The following is an 18114-nucleotide window of genomic DNA, read 5'->3' on the forward strand; positions in this document are numbered from 1 at the left end:
TTTAATCTTTTCCAATTTGAATGTTGTACACTGGACTTGGTAAGCTTAACCTACAAGCTCAATCTAGCTTCTCCAAATTAAAGGAATGGATCGATTTCTAATGAAAAACATATTACTGATTGAAGATGAGAAAAACCTGGCTCGCTTTATAGAACTGGAACTGCAGCATGAAACCTACACGGTCAGTGTAGCCTACGATGGAAGACAGGGATTAGAACTAGCACTCGAAAAGGATTGGGATCTGATCCTGCTTGACCTCATGCTGCCGGGAATTAACGGGGTAGAGGTGTGCCGAAGAATACGTAATATCAAACAAACGCCCATCATCATGATTACGGCACGGGATGGTGTGATAGATCGGGTCATGGGACTCGACAGCGGAGCCGATGATTATATTCCCAAGCCTTTTGCCATAGAAGAGTTGCTGGCACGGATGAGATCCTTATTCCGCCGTTCCAACGCGGAGAGTAAGCAATCCTTGCTTGAATATCAAGGATTGCAGCTGGACCTGGAGGCGCGAATTTTTCAAAAATACGGAGAAATTGTTGAATTAACCAAACGCGAATTCGATCTGCTTGTCATCCTCATGCAAAATATTGGTCGTGTCATGACTCGGGAAGTGCTGCTTGATCTTGTGTGGGGATACGATGCTGATGTGGAGACCAATGTGGTCGATGTGTATATCAGTTATTTGCGCAATAAAATCGATGCTCCAGGCTCCCCCAGCTTTGTGCAGACGATACGAGGTTTGGGTTACGGGATTCAGAAATGATGCGCTGGATTCGGAAATATCTCCCCCATACCCGTGGCTCTATTCGCTGGAAACTCACGATCTGGATCTCGCTCTTGCTGGGCACACTGTTTATTGTGTATAACATTGTCCAATACTTTGTCATCATTGAATGGCTCACGGTTCAGGAAGAACAAAACATTGAGAAGAGCATGAATGAGATCGAAGGTTACCTCCAAGAGAAAGAAGTATCCGCAGCGCAAATTGCATCTAACCGTTCTTTCATTACCAAGTTGAATCAGGAGAATCAGATGATCCGCATTCTAGATCAGAACGGTAATGCGCTGCTTGAAGTAACCAACGGCCTTCCTAAACAGTGGGTCGAGCCGCAAAGGGTGCAAAAACGCATTTTGATCACTGCATGGCATTACGAAGATCACCTGCTAATCATGAGATCCCCCCTCATAACCACACATTTCAGCGGGACGATTGAAATCGTGAACAATCTCGAAAATACGGATCAATTAAGCGATATGCTGGTGTTGGTGATGTTTGGCGGGGGGATTGCAGCTGTGGGATTAAGCCTTCTGGGCGCATTTTTGTTATCACGCCAATTCGTCAAGCCCATTATGACTATGAATGCAACGATGATCCAGATCCAGCAAAAAGGACTTCATGAGCGGGTTGATGTGCCGGATCAACACGATGAACTGTCCAATCTTGCCCGGATGTTCAACCGCCTGATGGATGAACTAGAGCTTTCTTTTCAGCAGCAAAAACAGTTTGTCGAAGATGCTTCGCATGAGCTGCGTACACCCGTGGCCATCATTGAAGGGCATATTTCCCTGTTAAACCGTTGGGGCAAGCATGACCCGACTATCTTGAATGAGTCCCTTGATGTCTCGGCCCAGGAACTTAAACGGTTAAAAAACATCCTGAATGAACTGTTAATGCTTAGCCAATCCGAGTACGGTCACATTACAGTAGAAGCTGCGGTCGATCTTTGCCAGACTGTGCAGCATGCGCTCACCAACGTGGTGCAGCTACACCCGGACGCTACCTTTGACATTGATCTGGAGCACCTATCCGGTATTGAAATGGAGATCCTTCCTCAACATCTGGAGCAGGTCCTGCGGATATTAGTGGATAACGCCGTTAAATATTCACCACTGACCAAAGAGATTCAGATCTGTGGAACGCGACGTGACAACGATGTATCTATTCAGGTATCTGATAAAGGCATGGGTATTCCTGTAGAAGATTTGCCGTATGTTTTTGACCGCTTCTACCGTGTGGATAAAGCCCGTACCCGTGAGCAAGGCGGTACGGGCTTGGGACTCTCCATCGCGGAACGTCTCATCAAACGATACAACGGAAAGATATTCATCTATAGCCGGGAAGATGAAGGAACCACCGTGACTATTCTGCTTCCCGTATACGTGCATCCTGAATAAATTTGAATCGAAACGGGATATGGATAAAGATCCGTCCAATTCCCCAAGCGCTTGCCACACCAACGAGTGCGCCTGCAATTACATCCGAAGGGTAGTGTACTCCAGACCATACTCGGGCAAATGCAATACAAGCGGCAACGAGAACCCACCCCCATCGGTATCTGACGTGACCCAGCCAAAAGACAGTGGCACATGCAAAGGCAACCGTCGCATGATCACTTGGAAAGGAAGCATCTGCGGTATGGCTGATTAATTGGATGACCGAGTGGGATACAAATGGCCGATCTCTGTATAGCAAGTGACCAGTAATAAAACTGACGGCGGTACCGGAACATGCTGCCAGAATGGCTTGAAGCACCATCATGCGGTTTCTTTGACTCTTCGATATCCAATACACAATCATTCCCACCGGGAACATAAAAAGTGAAAACTGCGCTAAAAATATCATGATGCCATTCAAGTATGTGAGCTGACCCGCTTGCTGGTTAACCCAGTGAAAAAGTTCGTAATCGAATAATATGAAAGACATAAGCATCCCCTTTTCCCAATTTAAAAAGCCTGTTTTTGATCATAGCCCTCTTTTCTGGGAGCAGCTTAAAAGGGAAATTAGAAAACGATAAGAAAACAGACACCCTGGAGGAACATAACTATTGATGCAAAATTTGAAAAAGAACATTTCCATCCCACTACTCTCCGCAGCACTGTGCCTTGCTGTGTTTTCAATCATTGCCCTGTCTATTAGTGATAATCAAATACACCGATTTGACGATTCCCTGATAACGTGGATACAGGGCATGGAATCACAAGGCATGACCCGCTGGATGGAGCTGTTCACCTGGATTGGCAGCGGTATACCTGTTGTTATCATTACGATCCTTTCAATGGTCGTATTGTATGTCTTTTTGAAACACCGACGTGAACTTCTGTTTCTGGGCTGCGTCATTGCAGGCTCAGCGATATTGAATACCCTGCTGAAGCTTATGTTTCACCGCGCCCGACCAACCATTCACCGGATTATTGAAGTGAGTGGTTACAGCTTTCCGAGCGGACATTCCATGGCAGCATTCAGCCTGTATGGTGGACTGGCCTTCTTGATTTGGAAGCATATCCCCACCGCAGTTGGCCGTGTACTGATGATTATCGTGAGTGCAATGTTTATATTAATGATTGGAATGAGCCGAATTTATCTGGGGGTCCACTATCCCAGTGACGTGGTGGGAGGATACTTTATGAGTGGATGCTGGCTTGCCGTATGCATATGGTTTTATCAGCGATACCTGGAGCGAGTCTCCCTACTGCAGTCTAAGCCCCTGGCTTAGACTCTCTTTGTTTTCATGCATATGATCTGCCCCATACCAGAAGCGGATCAAGCAAAAAGAACCTCACGGGTGCACCCAGCACCCGTGAGGTTCTTTCAAGTCATAAATCCATTTTAAAGTGAAAACTTATAGCTCCTCGCCATTGGATTCAATGACTTTTTTGTACCAATGGAAGCTCTTCTTCGGTGTTCTGCTCAGATCACCATTACCGTCATTGTCCTTGTTCACATGAATGAAGCCATAACGCTTCTTCATCTCGCCCGTGGATGCGCTAACCAGATCGATACATCCCCACATCGTATAAGCGATAAGATCTACACCATCGGCAACGGCTTCTTTCATTTGTTCAATGTGACCCTTCAAATAATCAATACGATAGTCATCCTGAATGGAGCCATCTTCCTCGACCACGTCCACTGCACCCAGCCCGTTCTCCACGACCATCAATGGAATCTGGTAACGGTCATACAGGTGGTTCAGGGTGTAACGCAATCCTTTCGGATCGATCTGCCAGCCCCAATCAGAAGCCTCCAGATACGGATTTTTGATGCCGCCAAGAAGGTTTCCTTCTGTTTTCTCCAACGAATCATCAGCACTTTCAACCATCGACATGTAATAGCTGAACGAGTAGAAGTCCACGCAACCTTCACGCAGTGTTTGCTCGTCTTCCAGCTGCATCTCGATCTGGATGCCCTGTTCCGCAAAGAAGCGTTTGGCGAAGCCGGGATACGCTCCTCTAACTTGTACATCCCCGCAGATCATGTTGGAAATTTGATCCTTCTTCTGTGCCAGCAAAATATCGTCTGGATTACATGTGTTCGGATAGGTTGTCATGAAAGCAACCATACAGCCGATTTGGAAATCAGGGTTGATCTCATGTCCCAGCTTCACCGCTTTTGCACTTGCTACAAATTGGTGATGCAGTGCCTGGAAGCGGGTCTGTGGATCATCAACGCCGTCAACCAGCGTTTCTTTGCCTTCAAACAGGATGCCTGCCGCCATATATGACCCCATTGGCATCGTCAAACAGTTGATCTCGTTGAAGGTCAGCCAGTATTTCACCTGATCCTTGTATCGGTTGAAGAGGGTTGTACAATATCGGATATAACAATCAATGACTTCGCGGGAAGCCCAGCCGTTATATTTCTCGGTCAGACCGAACGGCGTCTCGTAGTGGGAAATCGTCACAAGCGGCTCAATATTGTACTTTTTCAGCTCGGCAAAGACGTTGTCATAGAACTGCAATCCCTCTTCGTTTGGCTCCAGATCATAACCGTTCGGGTAGATGCGGGACCAGTTGATCGACATGCGGAACATTTTGAAACCCATTTCGGCCATCAGGGCAATATCTTCTTGGTAATGACCATAAAAATCAACCGCTTCGTGGCTTGGATAATAGGTTCCCTCTTCCAGTACTGGTGTAATCCGGCGCGGTGTCGTGTGCGTTCCACCTGTCATCATATCGGAAGTACTTGGGCCTTTGCCACCCTTGTCCCATCCACCTTCAAACTGATTGGCAGCCGTTGCGCCACCCCAGAAAAATCCGTCTTTCATCGACATCATCCATTCCTCCTTATCATCTTCGTAACACTGTACATTCAGTGTACCACCCATACCCTGACACCTATTGTCATGGTATAATATCGGCATGGAAAATAACCGATTATTCAGAATGCTATTGCTGTTATTGGAGAAAAAGAAAGCTACCGCCCCCGAGCTCGCGCGTTTGTTCGAGATATCCGTGCGCACGGTGTACCGTGATATCGACAGACTGAGTGCGGCAGGTATCCCCGTATACACAACCACGGGAAAACATGGCGGTATTCATCTGATGGACAACTTTGTCATGGACAAATCCCTCTTGTCGGAAGACGATCAGAATGAAATTTTGCTAGGACTATATAGCGTCAGCGCCATACCTCATCTCAACACTGCCCATATGCTCAAACGTTTAACCACCCTGTTTGATCATAAGCTGGATTGGATCGAGTTTGATTTCTCGCCATGGGGCAGCATTCCATTGCAGGAAAGGGAACTGTTCAATCAGGTGAAGCAGGCGATATTTACGAATCAATGGATCACGTTTCACTATGTGGACTCCAACGGGGAACCCAGCGATGAGACGATCGCCCCCATCAAATTAATATTTAAAAACAATACCTGGTATTTCAAAGGAAAGGATCAGAACAGGCCAGGTCAGACGGAAGCCCTGACCTTTAAGATGAAGCGCGTTTCCGAGCTTAAATTGCTGCAACGGCCACTCGATCAGCATACAACCACCGGACCTACAGATAGCGTGCAGCCTGTGCCCAACACGCAGGTTCCCATGGAAATGCTGTTTTCCAGTGCCATTTCGTACAGGATATATGATGTTTTTGAGCCGTCGCGCGTTGAAAAAGTGCCTGACGGCAGGCTTCGCGTCGCTCTTGAACTGAATGAAGGCGAATGGCTGTATTCCTTCCTGATGTCGTTCGGTTCAGACCTGACCGTAGTTAAACCTCCTCACATCGGACAGGAATTGCTCAGACGACATATCAAAGCGGTAGAACATTTGCAGCAGGTCGTTAACAACGAGTTGAAAAATGAATGATATAATGGAGCTCTGATTACGTTTTAATTCTTTTGAATCTATTAATGCTTTTGATTTTAAAATCTTTTGCTTTCCTATCCGTTCATATCCTGAAGGAGGCTTGTCCATGCAAGACATTAGACGTAATAATGTGGAACGATTCAAAGGTTTTGGTACGTTATATGACCAGAACCGACCTGCTGCGCCCACTGAAGTCGTGGATATTCTGACGAATTATTTGGGCAGCAAACCTCGCATGGTCGCGGATGTTGGCTGTGGTACCGGATTATCTTCGTGGATTTGGTTAAATGAAGCAGAACGTGTTATTGGCGTGGAACCAAGCGACGACATGAGAGCTGTGGCGCAGTCCAAGTGGGAAGCTGCGGGCAAGCCGGACCATCTCCGCTTTGTATCCGGCCTGTCCCACGAACTGGGACTACCGGATGGCAGTGTCGATATCGTAACTTGTTCACAGTCGTTCCACTGGATGGAGCCCCAATCCACACTGCATGAATTTGCACGTGTACTGCGTCCAGGAGGCATATTTGCAGCCTACGACTGTGACTGGCCGCCAGTGATCGATTGGCAACTGGAACAAGCCTACCTGCATCTGAATACGGAGGCAGATCACCGGGCAGCAAGTCTGGCGCCTCAGGAAAATCAGGCACATAAATGGAGTAAAGACGGGCATTTGCAGCAGATAGAGCAGTCCGGCTTGTTCCGTTATTCGCGTGAAATTGTGTTTCATCACCATGAAACGTTCGATGCGGATCGTTATGTCAATTTGGCCCTGAGCCAAGGCGGCTTGCAAACGGCAGTGAAACTCGGAGCCACTGATTTGCTCACAATCGCAGAGGAGTTCAGACAGCTGGCAGCCCGCATATTTGCCGGTGAATCAAGAGAAGTTTTGTTCTCTTATCGGATGCGCCTTGGGATCGTTTGATCTTAAGCAAAGCTCATCCAGATTCTCACCAAAACAAAATACACAAAAGAACCCTAGACCGTCACTTGAATCGTGATGGTCTAGAGTTCTTTATTTCAGATAGCCATCAGGAGGAGAACAGGTCACTTAATTGCCCCTCTTGAACATTCAGTGCCAGCACCACTTTTGATGGGTCCTGCTTCGAATAGATCACGTTAATGATATGACCTTGCTGAACCTGAGGCAGAGCAGATGGATAAATCTCCTTTTGAGTGGTGACCTTAAACGTCTCTCCATTTGACTTTGTGACACTAAGCGTAAGCTGAAGTTTGATTTTGCCATTACCTCCGCTTCCAAGTGGAGTAACATCCAAAATTTTGGCCATTGCTTTCTCGCCCGTTCTGGCAATATCCATCATCTCAGGTGCTACACCTTGCTGCACCATCTTCTCATTCAGCAATTGCTGCATATGTTCCTGCGACAGATGGCCTTTCAGATCAAGCCCTACCTTGCGCTCATCCTTCACGGAGACCACTAAGGGGACGAAGCTGCCTGGCTGGAACTGGGCCATGGATGTCAACGGGATAATGGTTCTCAGTTCGGTATCGTATTTCTCACGGCCTTTGCGCGAAACGGTCAGACCCAATCGGACTTCCGGCTGTTCATTAATATACGTTCCCGTCTGCTGGACGCTCTGAATGACTCCAACCGCCGGTAATCCTGACTTCACCCGCCCTACGCCCAAGATATTACCCAAAATGGCAGGAATAAAAATCAGCCCGAATCCGGCAAAAATGGCCGGTTTATACCACCATGCCTGCATGATAATAAAAGGATCATTCCACAATTGTTGTGCCAGAAATGGGGAGAACCCTACCCCGAATACAGTCAGCACACCAACCAATCTCAGAAATCCCACCATCTGCCCCACCCTCTCTATATCTCTATTTCTCGTTGTTAATTGTATTTTCTAAATGATAGAACTCTCTCTTCCCTCAAGAACCTTCTAGTCAGACAACAATCCCATGTAGATCAGCTCGGATGGATTCGCCGGATTTTGGCCCAATCCCACCCGATCTCCCACGCGTGGAATCTGCATCTTGGACACCAATGTTTCCAGTGTTCGCTGATACTGATTGCCGTTCGTCTCTGTCACATCCAGAACAAGCACAACAATTGGATCAAAATTGATCAACTTGCCTGTATCGGTTATCGTGATTACCGTGGCTGTTGCAGTTAACGGAAGGGAGCCGCTTCCTGCCAGTTGTGCCTGCTTCGCCGAATCGAGGCTCTGATTGATCAACTCCCGATGTTCCTTAGATACGAAACCTTTCATCATCATGCCGCTAAGACCTTTGTTCATCATTTTATCCGCCTTGGCAATCGCATCTTCCTGTTTGTTCTTTTTACCAAACCATCCCATAATAAGCACCTCGTTTTTTTATTTTTGGTTATAGTTAAAGTATAAACAGCACGGTTTGTCCTTGAATACCCTTTTGACTGCATACAAAAGAAACGAAACTTCGGGCGTTTAAACCACTGGATTTTCGTTTCTTTATCATGCTTTTTGGTTGATTACGCAAAAAAAGAGCCGTAAAACGACTCTTAAATGAAAGGTTGGGAGGCATATTTTGTGCCTAATGCACGGATATTGAACAAAATCAGGCAAAAAAAACGGCTGTTCCAAGCCATTTTTGATCTATTTTTTGCGTAACAGGTAGACCAGCTTTCGATAATACATGGCAGCTTCCTTATATTTTCGCTGATCCTCAGACACCACAGCCATTCCCTCATATAAAGGTTCAAGTCGCATGACATGCTGTACGGACTCAAAATAAGGTAGACACGCGAGCGCACGCTCCATGAACACTTCACGATCTCCATGCGCAAGAGCCAGCTGGCTCTGGTAGAACGTTGCACTCATCTGCTGATCCGGAGTCGATGCACATTGGAGCAGTTGATCTATACTCTGCGCAAGTACACCCCAGTCCTTACGTGCCAGAGCCACTTCACACCGATACACACTCACTAACGGCTTCATGGCCTGCTGGGTTTCTTCGGGTTCCTGCTGCAAAAGGGAGTCGAATCGATCGATCTCCGACTGCGCCTGATCCAGCTCCCCCGTCATCGTTAACATAACAATCCGATTATTCGCAATGGCGGTGACCAGATCGCCCTGATTCCCGGCATACACCAGATTCGCCTCTGCCATGGTCAATGCCGAGAGTGCCTCCTGTACCAGTCCCATCGCAAAGCAATATCCGCTGTACGCCACATATAATCCGGACAAGCGATGAAACAGCCGCTGATCATAGACATGTCTCATGGTGAGATCAAACACCTGCTTGGCCTCTTCGTACTGTTTGACCTGAATGTAGGCCTCCATCTTGATATTTTGCACAGACAGCCAGAATTCACTTCCAGGAAGGACCAACTCACTCAGTCTGGTTGCATGTGTTAACACATCCACATAGGCGAGCTTGGAACGATAGTATTGCACTTTGTAATATAATAACGCCTTTGCCAGCGGATGCGGCAGATCTACATCGTCAGGGCGACCGTACTTCTCCAGATAAAAATTCAAATAAGATGTATGTATATATTCATGAGCTGCTGCATCATTTAGTTGCTGATAGTAGACTGCCTTCATCAAGGCCGTGGTCAGCTCTACTGTCAGCGCATCATCCCGATCCTCCAGCGCGTGCACGATATCTTCTGCTAACACTGAAGCTGGAACTGACATTTGATCAAAAATAGCCTCTGCCCGCGCCAGTGTTTCCTCATCCTGTGCAGAAGCATTTAACAGATAGGAAGACGTAACGCCAAGACGTAACGCAACAGCCTCTGCCAGATCTTGAGGGAGTGGATAACGATCAGCCAGAATATTGGCAAAGTGAGCCTGCGTGACCAGACCTTCCACGAGGTCTTTGCGAGAGATTTGCTTTCTTTTGCTCAGAAATTCAATCCGTTCCTTCAGCATGGCTAGTCTTCCTTTCAGGATAAAGGCGAACCCTTGGCTTCTCCAGTTTTGTTCTGTCCTCACCGTTATCGTGTAAATGTTTAGTTCAAATTATATAATAGCACCCCGGATGCGAAGTCGAAATACCGCCTTATAGCCAAATCCATCGAAACGGTTTCCGTTTCGGAGGCAATTGTTTTACAATAAGAAGGTATGTACAAGAGCATGATCCATTAATGATGAACAAGAGTTGAATATGAAAGGATGCAAATGAATGATTATCAAACCAAGAACACGTGGTTTTATTTGTACAACTTCCCATCCTGTAGGCTGTGCTGCACAAGTGCAGGAACAAATTGATTATGTAAAATCCAAACCGCAATTGAACGGACCACGTAACGTCCTCGTCATTGGAGCCTCCACTGGATATGGACTCGCTTCGCGCGTCGTATCCGCATTTGGTGCCGGAGCCAATACCATTGGCATTTACCGCCCGAGCAGCTCCACTGAAAAACGTACGGCTTCAGCAGGCTGGTACAACTCCGCTGCATTTGAGAAAGCTGCGGAAGAAGCAGGACTGAAATCGTACAGCATCACAGGTGATGCCTTTGCCAACGAAACAAGAGAAAAAACCGTTGAACTGATTCGCAGTGAACTCGGTCAGGTTGACTTGGTCGTTTATAGCGTAGCCTCGGCACGCCGTACCGATCCAAACACAGGTGAAGTATTCAACTCCGTGCTTAAACCGATTGGACAATCGTACACCAACAAAACAGTCAATTTCCATACGGGAGAAGTAACGTCCGTTACGATCGATCCAGCTTCCGATGAAGAAATTCGCCAGACCGTGACCGTGATGGGCGGAGATGATTGGGAACTGTGGATGGATGCCTTGCAACAAGGTGGTGTACTCGCCGACAATGCAACAACCATTGCCTTTTCTTATATCGGTCCTGAACTTACGCATGCGATCTATCGTGATGGTTCCATCGGTCAGGCCAAGAATCATCTGGAAGCGACAGCACACAAGCTGAATGATCGTTTGAGTGCAAAGGGTGGTCGTGCTTACCTCACGGTAGCCAAAGCACTGGTAACCCAATCAAGCTCCGCAATTCCAGTGGTGCCGCTGTATATCTCTGCACTGTACAAAGTCATGAAAGAAAAAGGCTTGCACGAAGGCTGCATCGAGCAATTACAACGCTTGTTTGCTGACCGTCTGTATACGGGTGGAGAGGTTCCGACCGACGCAAAAGGCCGCATCCGTATCGATGATTGGGAGATGAGAGCGGACGTTCAGGAAGAAGTAGCGAAGCTCTGGAACGAGCTGAACACCGAAAACATCTATGATCTGTCCGATCTGGAAGGGTACCGTAAGGAGTTCTTCCAACTGTTTGGTTTCGAAACCGACGGCGTGGATTATGAAGCAGATGTTGATCCGAACGTTGAAGTACTGCATCAGCGTTAATTGAAAACCAATCTTGCTGAGGGACTGTAGTAACCAGGTTTGGTACAAGTCCAGATCATCCTTTGGGGAGCTATTGCTCCCCTTTTTGGTGTCTACCGATTCTACAAAATCGACTTGAGCTGCTTTTTTAGCCCCTTGGGTACGGCCTTCTCTACCGTAATGGATCGTGCTCCATGTATGGTTGCAAATAATTGGAGCCCCTCTCGAAAATCGGCAATCCATTCCTCCACAGGCGGAGCAGTCTCTTCCATCGATAATAACCGAACCGTTAGCACGCTCGTTTTGCGATCCAGTCGTGGGTCCATGCGTCCAATCAGCCGATCTCCGTGAAGAATGGGCATCGCGTAATATCCGTAGGTTCGTTTCACCTCTGGGGTGTAAATCTCCCACTTATAATGAAAATCAAATAAATCCACAACCCGTTCCCGTCTCCACAGCAGGTTATCCAGCGGGGGCAGGAATCGTACCGGGCCTGATGGATCATAATGCGTTTCTTCCCTTTCCATCTCACGCAACATCTCTTCATCTTCTGCGCGAATGTAATAAGGCGTCGCAACGTCCTCCACCTCCAGCGGGATCATTCGCCCATCTGCGACACGTGCAGCTATATCATTCCGACGTTCCGCAGCGGTGGATTTCATCCAGCCCAACCGTGGATCTCTCGCGTCCACGACCCGATATGCGTGAATGTACTTATCCATCAGAGCCTGCTTTTGAGTCAATATATCGATATCCGATGTCATGGATTGGCCCTGCTCCAGCAGCCCGGATTCCGTAATATGAAAATAACGTTCATTCCCCTGCCTTGCCACGACACGAATGGCGGCCGAATCCAGCAGCAAGTTTAACGCTAACGTGGTATCCTTTGTTTTCGGTACATCCGCACTGTCCCAATATCCGCTTACTCGTTCGATGGCACGAAATGCTCTTGAGGGTAACGGCCCCTCTTCCTCCAAACGCTTCAGCACATGCTGCACGGTATTTTCCAGCCCTTGTAGGGAAGGAGCCAAACGATCCCGTAATCGGGCACGAACGGGTTCAAACAGAGCATAGTCTTCCATCGGAATAACACATGCGGCGTTAGCAAAATATTCAAACACTTTGTGATCACTCAGCAAGGTATGTAAATCATCGGAGGTATATCCAGAATCACGGGCACTCAGCACCAAATGCTGGTTTCCGGTTACGGCAGCGACAGGATCAATCTGAACACAGCCAAGGGATCGAATCAGGCGCATGACCTGTTCAGGACCCGAAGGCAAGGAAGCGGCGGGCCAACGTCCCAATAAAGATTGCGTTTGCAGCAAAAATCGCCGAACGATTTTTTTATTCATGCGCAGCGCTGTTGTCATATGTAGAATTCTTCCCTTCTTCGAAGATAGGAGGATATGTAGCGATAGCAATCCAATTCAAAAGCGATATATTGATTTTAACAGTCCATGGGATACCATTCCAACCGAAGGAAAGGCTTTTTTTTCAATTGGATGCTTATGCAGCACTCCGCACATTATAGACAAAATAAAAAGAAGCACCACCATCCTGGGTCCGCTTCTTGTGTTTAACCTTTTGCAATTTTTCCTGCTTCGTGGGCATGATTCGAACATGCTGGGATAATGCTCCATAATCTCCATTTACTCTTCGACCTTGTTCCGGACACCATTGTCCAGACCGCTCTGCTTTGCGCAATGTTTTTTGCGTTTGCGTACGTGCCATAGAATGAACACACTCCCTTGATTGGTATGCACTCAATATATCATGTGCAGGCAGACAAGTGAAGGTGATCTACGCGGATTCAACTCCAGTTTATCCACTAACGCGGAACTCTTTTTCGTCGCGACTGCCAAGTCTCCACAGGCTCCTGATCGTCTTCCTCAATCAATTCCAGTGCTTCTTCCATTCTTCTGGACTTAAACAGCGTGATCAAGTCCATCAGATCTTCCCGATCCAGCAGCTTCACCCCGTTGACTGCTGCCAGCGTCCGACATGCTTCCGTATATCTGGCTGAGGTGAGCACAATGGATCGATCTGCCTCATAATAACGCATGGACGTGTAAATCTCCTGTACTGCGCTGAGTCCAACCGGATGATTCGCTCCGTAACGCTTGGCCTGAATGACATTACGTCTGCCTGCTCTATCCACAAATACAAGGTCCGCTCCGAAATCACGACTGCTTGTCGTCTTATGTACTTCGGCATAACCGAGCTGCTGGAATAAATGATACAGGTACAGTTCAAATTCCGATCCATCCTGCATTTTATCAATATCCTTCATCGTTATCTTACGCGGATTGGCCTCACTTCGTATGCGCTGCCCTCGACGAATGACTCGACGAATGATCCAGGCGATGAGCAGTAAAAGGACAATAACGCCTATACCCACAGTGGTTATATTTTCATTCCAGTTCATAGCTGTTCTCCTTGTCGTTCCTCTAATCTGGCAGACTCGTACCCTTATCAGCCCTCGTCACCCGACTAAATATAGCAGACTTCACTCTTAACAGAAAGAAGATGAATTCCCTGTAACCCTCGAACTTCCCCAAACAACAATAATATTATATATCAATCATAAAAGGTTACAGACACTCAGGTTGAATTTCACATGTATGAAATGGTAGAATTCAACAATCGGTTCTATTTTGAATCGAAGAAAGGTGGTTTATAACTTGCATACATCCAACAAACGAAAGTCCAAAACATGGGCTGCACTCATTCTCAGTGGCATGCTCCTCTTCAGCCTGCATACACCAAGCTACGCAGCAGAGTCTAATGCCCCACTGCCCAAGCCTGCGTGGACCTCATCATCCCTGGCACTCACTGAGGTGAATACGGAGAAGGACGTCATCATTAAGGAATTGAATGCTGTGCCTTCCAAAAACTTGGTGTACGTTCATTCTTCACAACCCGTGATCAAAACAAGCAGCAATACCAAGCTGGATTGGCAGCTGGATTCGCTCCAGGCACTGGATGCCACAACCGGACAATTGAAGTGGAACGTGATCTTCCATGAGAAAAGCGGCCCTTATACGACTTATTCCAACTCCCTCTATTCCAGCTACGGCACAGCCTATGTCTATATGGAATATTCCGATGGAACCAAGAAAGTATATTCGTATAATACATCCGGCAAAACCAACTGGGTCAAAACCGTAAATAATTCATCATCCATCTACCTTCTGGATAACGATACATTACTGGTTGCCTCAAGCGCGGGTGTCCAATCGAACGGTTCCGTACGTTCGGCCATCTCGCTATATGACAAAAAGGGCAAACTGATTACAGAAAAGACCATTAACGGTGCTGTACTCAAGGCAGGCAGTAATCGAATCGTTGTAGACGCCAGCAAACAAACCAAAGTCGGCAACTACTGGCAAGCAGCGGCTAATCCAAAAGTGGAGATCTATGATCGCACTCTGAATCGTCTTTCCTTCTATCAGTTCCCTAGCAATGCCAACACCCTGGGAGACGGTGGCGGTGAATCGCTGGCCATTCTGGACGATGGCTCTGTGATCATGCGTGCCAATTTTGCAAACACAGGCAACAAACTGATGGGCTTTGGCACCGATGGCAAGATGGCCTGGGGTCGTGCCATTGCAGGTAATGCCTATGTTCAAACTGCAGGCAGCGGATATACCGTATTTACAGGTCAGAAGCTGGAGCTGTACACCATGAAAGGCAAAGTCACAGAGCGTACGTTCAAAGATCAACAGGAACCGTTAATGGTCGTTGAGCGTACACAGGATGAAAATTACAAATTGAATTTTGCCAAGTCTGGCTACATTCTTGATCCGCAAACATTGGAAACGGTCCATGAATATGCATTCGCATCAACTCCTGGTGTGCTCGATGGTTACTCAACATACAGCGATCATATCATCTACCAGATCAATGACGATGCATTATCCAAGTATGTGTTGAAGACTGCCTCAGCAAAATAATAAATGGAGCGCTCTGGTTGACCGACTAACGGTTAACAGAGCGCTCTGTTATTTTACACAACGATGTAGAGTCTCCTCCCTTTTGTCCTCTCTGCTCAAACTGTTATAATAGTATCGTCAACTTTTTCACCCTACTCTTGATTGGCAAAGGAGCGTAGTCCTCCCATGATTATTCAATTCATTCGATACAGATAACTTGGGGCATAACATAACCTCTTTTTTTAAGATGTACGATAGAGGTTTATTTGTTATGCCCTTTTCTTTAGTTATCCATATCTGAATGAATGGGGTGCTATTTCATGTCAATCCATCGCAGAGAACGTAGTGCTGCGCTTATTTATAGATACATCCATATGCTTAAATGTCCCATCTGTCATCACTCAATGACAACGATTAGTCGGGACAATATTCAATGTAGTTCCAGTCATACCTTTGATTTGGCAAGACAAGGCTATATTAATTTCATGACACGTTTTTTCAAAGGCAACTATGACAAACGTTTATTTACGGCTAAAAGGAATATTTTATCTCATACGGCTATCTATACGCCTCTGACAGATATCATTCGTCATTGGATTGAAGATTACTCCAACGGCAGCAGTCATCCCTTGCATATTCTGGACGCAGGTGCAGGAGAAGGATCTCTTTTGCAGCAGATTACACAGAATACTTCATCCGTGGGATGGGGGATCGACATCGCCAAAGAGGGTATTGCCATGGCTTCTTCTACTTACGACCAGCAAGTCTGGTTTGTTGGTGATCTTGCTCATAGTCCGTTTGCAGAGGGGCAATTGGACGTGATTCTGAATATCCTCTCCCCTTCGAATTATGAAGAGTTCGAACGAGTGATGAAGAAGGATGGCTGGATCATCAAAGTGATCCCCCGTAAGCAATATCTAATGGAAATGAGAGAGCTTTTGTTTCGGGGCCGATCTCATCAACTCGACGGCAGGGAGCACGTACTGGACCGATTTGCCAGGCATCATTATCTCATAGACAGTATTCCGCTAACATACACTATGCCTGTAACGAAAGTCATGATGGATTCGCTGATTCATATGACGCCACTCGCCTGGCATGGAAAAGAATCAGCCATAGCCAGTATTCAAGAGACCTTGACGCAGATTACGATTGATTTAGAAATACTGGTGGGAAAACGCAGATAAGCTCTGTGTCCATTAAGGCATCATTTTCATCATCATTGAACAATCAAAAAAAGCCGGGGAAGTTCCTGTTGGAACGTTTCCCGGCTTTTTCAATGTGATCTGAGGGCAACTCATCTGATGTATTGAAATCAATTATTTCCAGTTGTCTTCAATAAATTCATCCCGTCCAGATATCGCACGGTCTTCCTTGTAATGCTTCTCATTTTTCTTGTGGTAATCCTGATGGTAGTCTTCTGCCGGATAGAACATAACTGCATCCCGAATCTCCGTTACAATCGGTTGGTTGAATCGTCCACTTGCTGACAACTCTTGCTTGGACTGCTCTGCGAGCTCACGTTGACGTTCATTATGGACGAAGATCGCTGTCCGGTATTGAGTACCACGATCCTGAAATTGCCCTCCATCATCGGTTGGGTCAATCTGAGGCCAATAGAGCTCCAACAGTCGTTCGTACGGGAATATCTCTGGATCAAAGGTAATTTCAACGACTTCGACATGACCGGTCTCCCCGGTTTTGACCTGCTCATATGTTGGATTATCGACGTGACCGCCGGTATAGCCGGATATAATACCATGAATGCCTGGCTGTTCTTCAAACGGTGTAACCATACACCAGAAGCATCCGCCGGCAAATGTAGCTTTTTCCATTCAGATTCATCCCTTTCTTTTGTACATCTATATCTTAAAACAAAAAGAGGTTGATGGAAAGCCACCTCGTGGACTTCCATCAACCTCTTAAGATCATTTGTTTGTATTAACCGTCATTCAAATTGCTCGTTGCCGACTTAATATATTCAAGAGATCTTGAACGCGTTACCCGCGGCTGCGACCCATGGAACGGAAGATCAAGCTTACGATCGCTACAAGTACGATAGCACCGATTAATGCCGGCACAATGTAGAATCCGCCCATTTCAGGACCCATATCTCCCAGAATCACTCCGCCTAACCATCCGCCGATAAAACCGGCAATGATGTTACCGATAACGCCGCCGGGAATGTCACGACCAACAATCAGACCTGCCAACCAACCAATGATACCACCGATAATTAATGACCATAACCAACCCATATCAATCACCTCTAATTAAAGTTTTTGTTGTTGTCTGTCTACTATTAACCGCTACAGAAGCATTTAAACAGTTGGCATAAAAATTGTTGTATATTACCTTTTGTTCATATGCCCTCTTCTCTGCCAAACAGCCCTTAACACAGGATTGAAAACAGATCGCGTCACTTCCCGGCATCTTACACAGTTCAAGACTGCGTTATGTACCTCCCGAAAGTCATTGTATGTTAGATCAGACCGCCTTAGTATAACCAATTGAGGTGAGAATATTTTTGGTCTATTTTAAAAAGTTAGCGTACAGCAAGGAAGCCGTTCCGGTTACGAATCGTTCTTCCGATCGCTGTTATCCCCGGATTTTTTTTCATTCCCTATATAGTAGGGAAAATCCGTTGATAAAGGCAAGATAATGCTTACGAAGTAGCTTTCTTACAGAAATCTTTTGGCTTCGCTTCTTCAGAATCGATTTCGTACCCTCCACTAGATTGTCCTTATCTATCCAAAATTTTTAAGATCCTTAAAATATTTAG

18 protein-coding genes are annotated in these 18114 nt (G+C 46.5%); 8 read left to right on the plus strand and 10 right to left on the minus strand.

Translation table 11 applies throughout. The annotated features are described in order from the left end of the window. The first annotated feature begins 100 nt into the window (after window positions 1-100). Both QP794_RS21500 and QP794_RS21505 read left to right on the plus strand, forming a co-directional pair. Entirely contained in the window at window positions 101-772 is a 672-nt protein-coding gene (locus QP794_RS21500) for a response regulator transcription factor (protein WP_079350620.1), read from the plus strand. Further along, a complete protein-coding gene (locus QP794_RS21505) occupies window positions 769-2184 on the plus strand; it encodes a HAMP domain-containing sensor histidine kinase (RefSeq protein ID WP_285078804.1) in 1416 nt (471 codons plus the stop codon). Before QP794_RS21500 ends, QP794_RS21505 begins: the two co-directional genes overlap by 4 nt. On the opposite strand, the gene QP794_RS21510 is transcribed toward QP794_RS21505, so the two are convergent. Then, window positions 2150-2713 (minus strand): undecaprenyl-diphosphatase, encoded by a 564-nt coding sequence (locus QP794_RS21510; RefSeq protein ID WP_179132928.1) that lies wholly within the window; start codon window positions 2711-2713, stop codon window positions 2150-2152. The genes QP794_RS21505 and QP794_RS21510 overlap by 35 nt on opposite strands. Window positions 2714-2837: 124 nt before the next feature. On the opposite strand from QP794_RS21510, the gene QP794_RS21515 reads away from it, so the two are divergent. Beyond that, on the plus strand, window positions 2838-3503 hold the full coding sequence (locus QP794_RS21515; protein WP_285078926.1) for a phosphatase PAP2 family protein: 666 nt from the start codon (window positions 2838-2840) through the stop codon (window positions 3501-3503). 126 nt (window positions 3504-3629) lie between these two features. Here QP794_RS21515 and QP794_RS21520 read toward each other — a convergent pair whose 3' ends face one another. Continuing rightward, entirely contained in the window at window positions 3630-5063 is a 1434-nt protein-coding gene (locus QP794_RS21520) for a glycoside hydrolase family 1 protein (RefSeq protein WP_483311939.1), read from the minus strand. Window positions 5064-5175: 112 nt separating this feature from the next. Between QP794_RS21520 and QP794_RS21525 the strand changes: the two genes are divergently transcribed. Then, window positions 5176-6093 (plus strand): helix-turn-helix transcriptional regulator, encoded by a 918-nt coding sequence (locus QP794_RS21525; RefSeq protein ID WP_285078927.1) that lies wholly within the window; start codon window positions 5176-5178, stop codon window positions 6091-6093. 106 nt (window positions 6094-6199) lie between these two features. Beyond that, window positions 6200-7015, plus strand: coding sequence for a class I SAM-dependent methyltransferase (locus QP794_RS21530; protein WP_285078806.1), 816 nt, complete (start codon window positions 6200-6202; stop codon window positions 7013-7015). A gap of 106 nt (window positions 7016-7121) precedes the next feature. Here QP794_RS21530 and QP794_RS21535 read toward each other — a convergent pair whose 3' ends face one another. From QP794_RS21535 to QP794_RS21545, 3 genes are all read right to left on the minus strand, one after another. Beyond that, complete coding sequence (locus QP794_RS21535) at window positions 7122-7916, minus strand: hypothetical protein (protein WP_285078807.1); 795 nt, start codon at window positions 7914-7916, stop codon at window positions 7122-7124. A gap of 84 nt (window positions 7917-8000) precedes the next feature. Continuing rightward, entirely contained in the window at window positions 8001-8420 is a 420-nt protein-coding gene (locus tag QP794_RS21540) for a hypothetical protein (protein ID WP_024633139.1), read from the minus strand. Between the two features lie 273 nt (window positions 8421-8693). Beyond that, complete coding sequence (locus tag QP794_RS21545) at window positions 8694-9974, minus strand: XRE family transcriptional regulator (RefSeq protein WP_285078808.1); 1281 nt, start codon at window positions 9972-9974, stop codon at window positions 8694-8696. Between the two features lie 253 nt (window positions 9975-10227). Here QP794_RS21545 and fabV point away from each other — a divergent pair, with 253 nt between their 5' ends. Continuing rightward, window positions 10228-11418 carry an enoyl-ACP reductase FabV gene (gene fabV / locus QP794_RS21550; protein WP_079350628.1) on the plus strand — a complete coding sequence of 397 codons (1191 nt, stop codon included), beginning with the start codon at window positions 10228-10230 and terminating at the stop codon, window positions 11416-11418. A gap of 101 nt (window positions 11419-11519) precedes the next feature. Here fabV and QP794_RS21555 read toward each other — a convergent pair whose 3' ends face one another. From QP794_RS21555 to QP794_RS21565, 3 genes are all read right to left on the minus strand, one after another. Next, window positions 11520-12752: a DNA glycosylase AlkZ-like family protein gene (locus tag QP794_RS21555; RefSeq protein ID WP_285078809.1), complete on the minus strand. Its 1233-nt coding sequence runs from the start codon at window positions 12750-12752 to the stop codon at window positions 11520-11522. 154 nt (window positions 12753-12906) lie between these two features. Then, window positions 12907-13131 (minus strand): hypothetical protein, encoded by a 225-nt coding sequence (locus tag QP794_RS21560; protein WP_079350630.1) that lies wholly within the window; start codon window positions 13129-13131, stop codon window positions 12907-12909. Window positions 13132-13228: 97 nt separating this feature from the next. Further along, window positions 13229-13825 carry a restriction endonuclease gene (locus QP794_RS21565; RefSeq protein WP_079350631.1) on the minus strand — a complete coding sequence of 199 codons (597 nt, stop codon included), beginning with the start codon at window positions 13823-13825 and terminating at the stop codon, window positions 13229-13231. A 256-nt stretch (window positions 13826-14081) separates the two neighbouring features. Here QP794_RS21565 and QP794_RS21570 point away from each other — a divergent pair, with 256 nt between their 5' ends. Further along, entirely contained in the window at window positions 14082-15353 is a 1272-nt protein-coding gene (locus QP794_RS21570) for a hypothetical protein (protein ID WP_079350632.1), read from the plus strand. 353 nt (window positions 15354-15706) lie between these two features. Then, window positions 15707-16519: a putative RNA methyltransferase gene (locus QP794_RS21575; RefSeq protein ID WP_350338891.1), complete on the plus strand. Its 813-nt coding sequence runs from the start codon at window positions 15707-15709 to the stop codon at window positions 16517-16519. 132 nt (window positions 16520-16651) lie between these two features. Here the strand turns inward: QP794_RS21575 and msrA are convergent, their stop codons facing one another. Together msrA and QP794_RS21585 are read right to left on the minus strand one after the other, a co-directional pair. Then, window positions 16652-17167, minus strand: coding sequence for a peptide-methionine (S)-S-oxide reductase MsrA (gene msrA / locus QP794_RS21580; RefSeq protein ID WP_079350633.1), 516 nt, complete (start codon window positions 17165-17167; stop codon window positions 16652-16654). A gap of 165 nt (window positions 17168-17332) precedes the next feature. Beyond that, window positions 17333-17590: a GlsB/YeaQ/YmgE family stress response membrane protein gene (locus QP794_RS21585; RefSeq protein ID WP_017686880.1), complete on the minus strand. Its 258-nt coding sequence runs from the start codon at window positions 17588-17590 to the stop codon at window positions 17333-17335. Window positions 17591-18114 lie beyond the last annotated feature (524 nt).

The sequence above is a fragment of the Paenibacillus sp. UMB7766-LJ446 genome, from assembly GCF_030226665.1.
In the GTDB taxonomy this organism is placed as follows: Bacteria; Bacillota; Bacilli; order Paenibacillales; family Paenibacillaceae; genus Paenibacillus; species Paenibacillus vandeheii.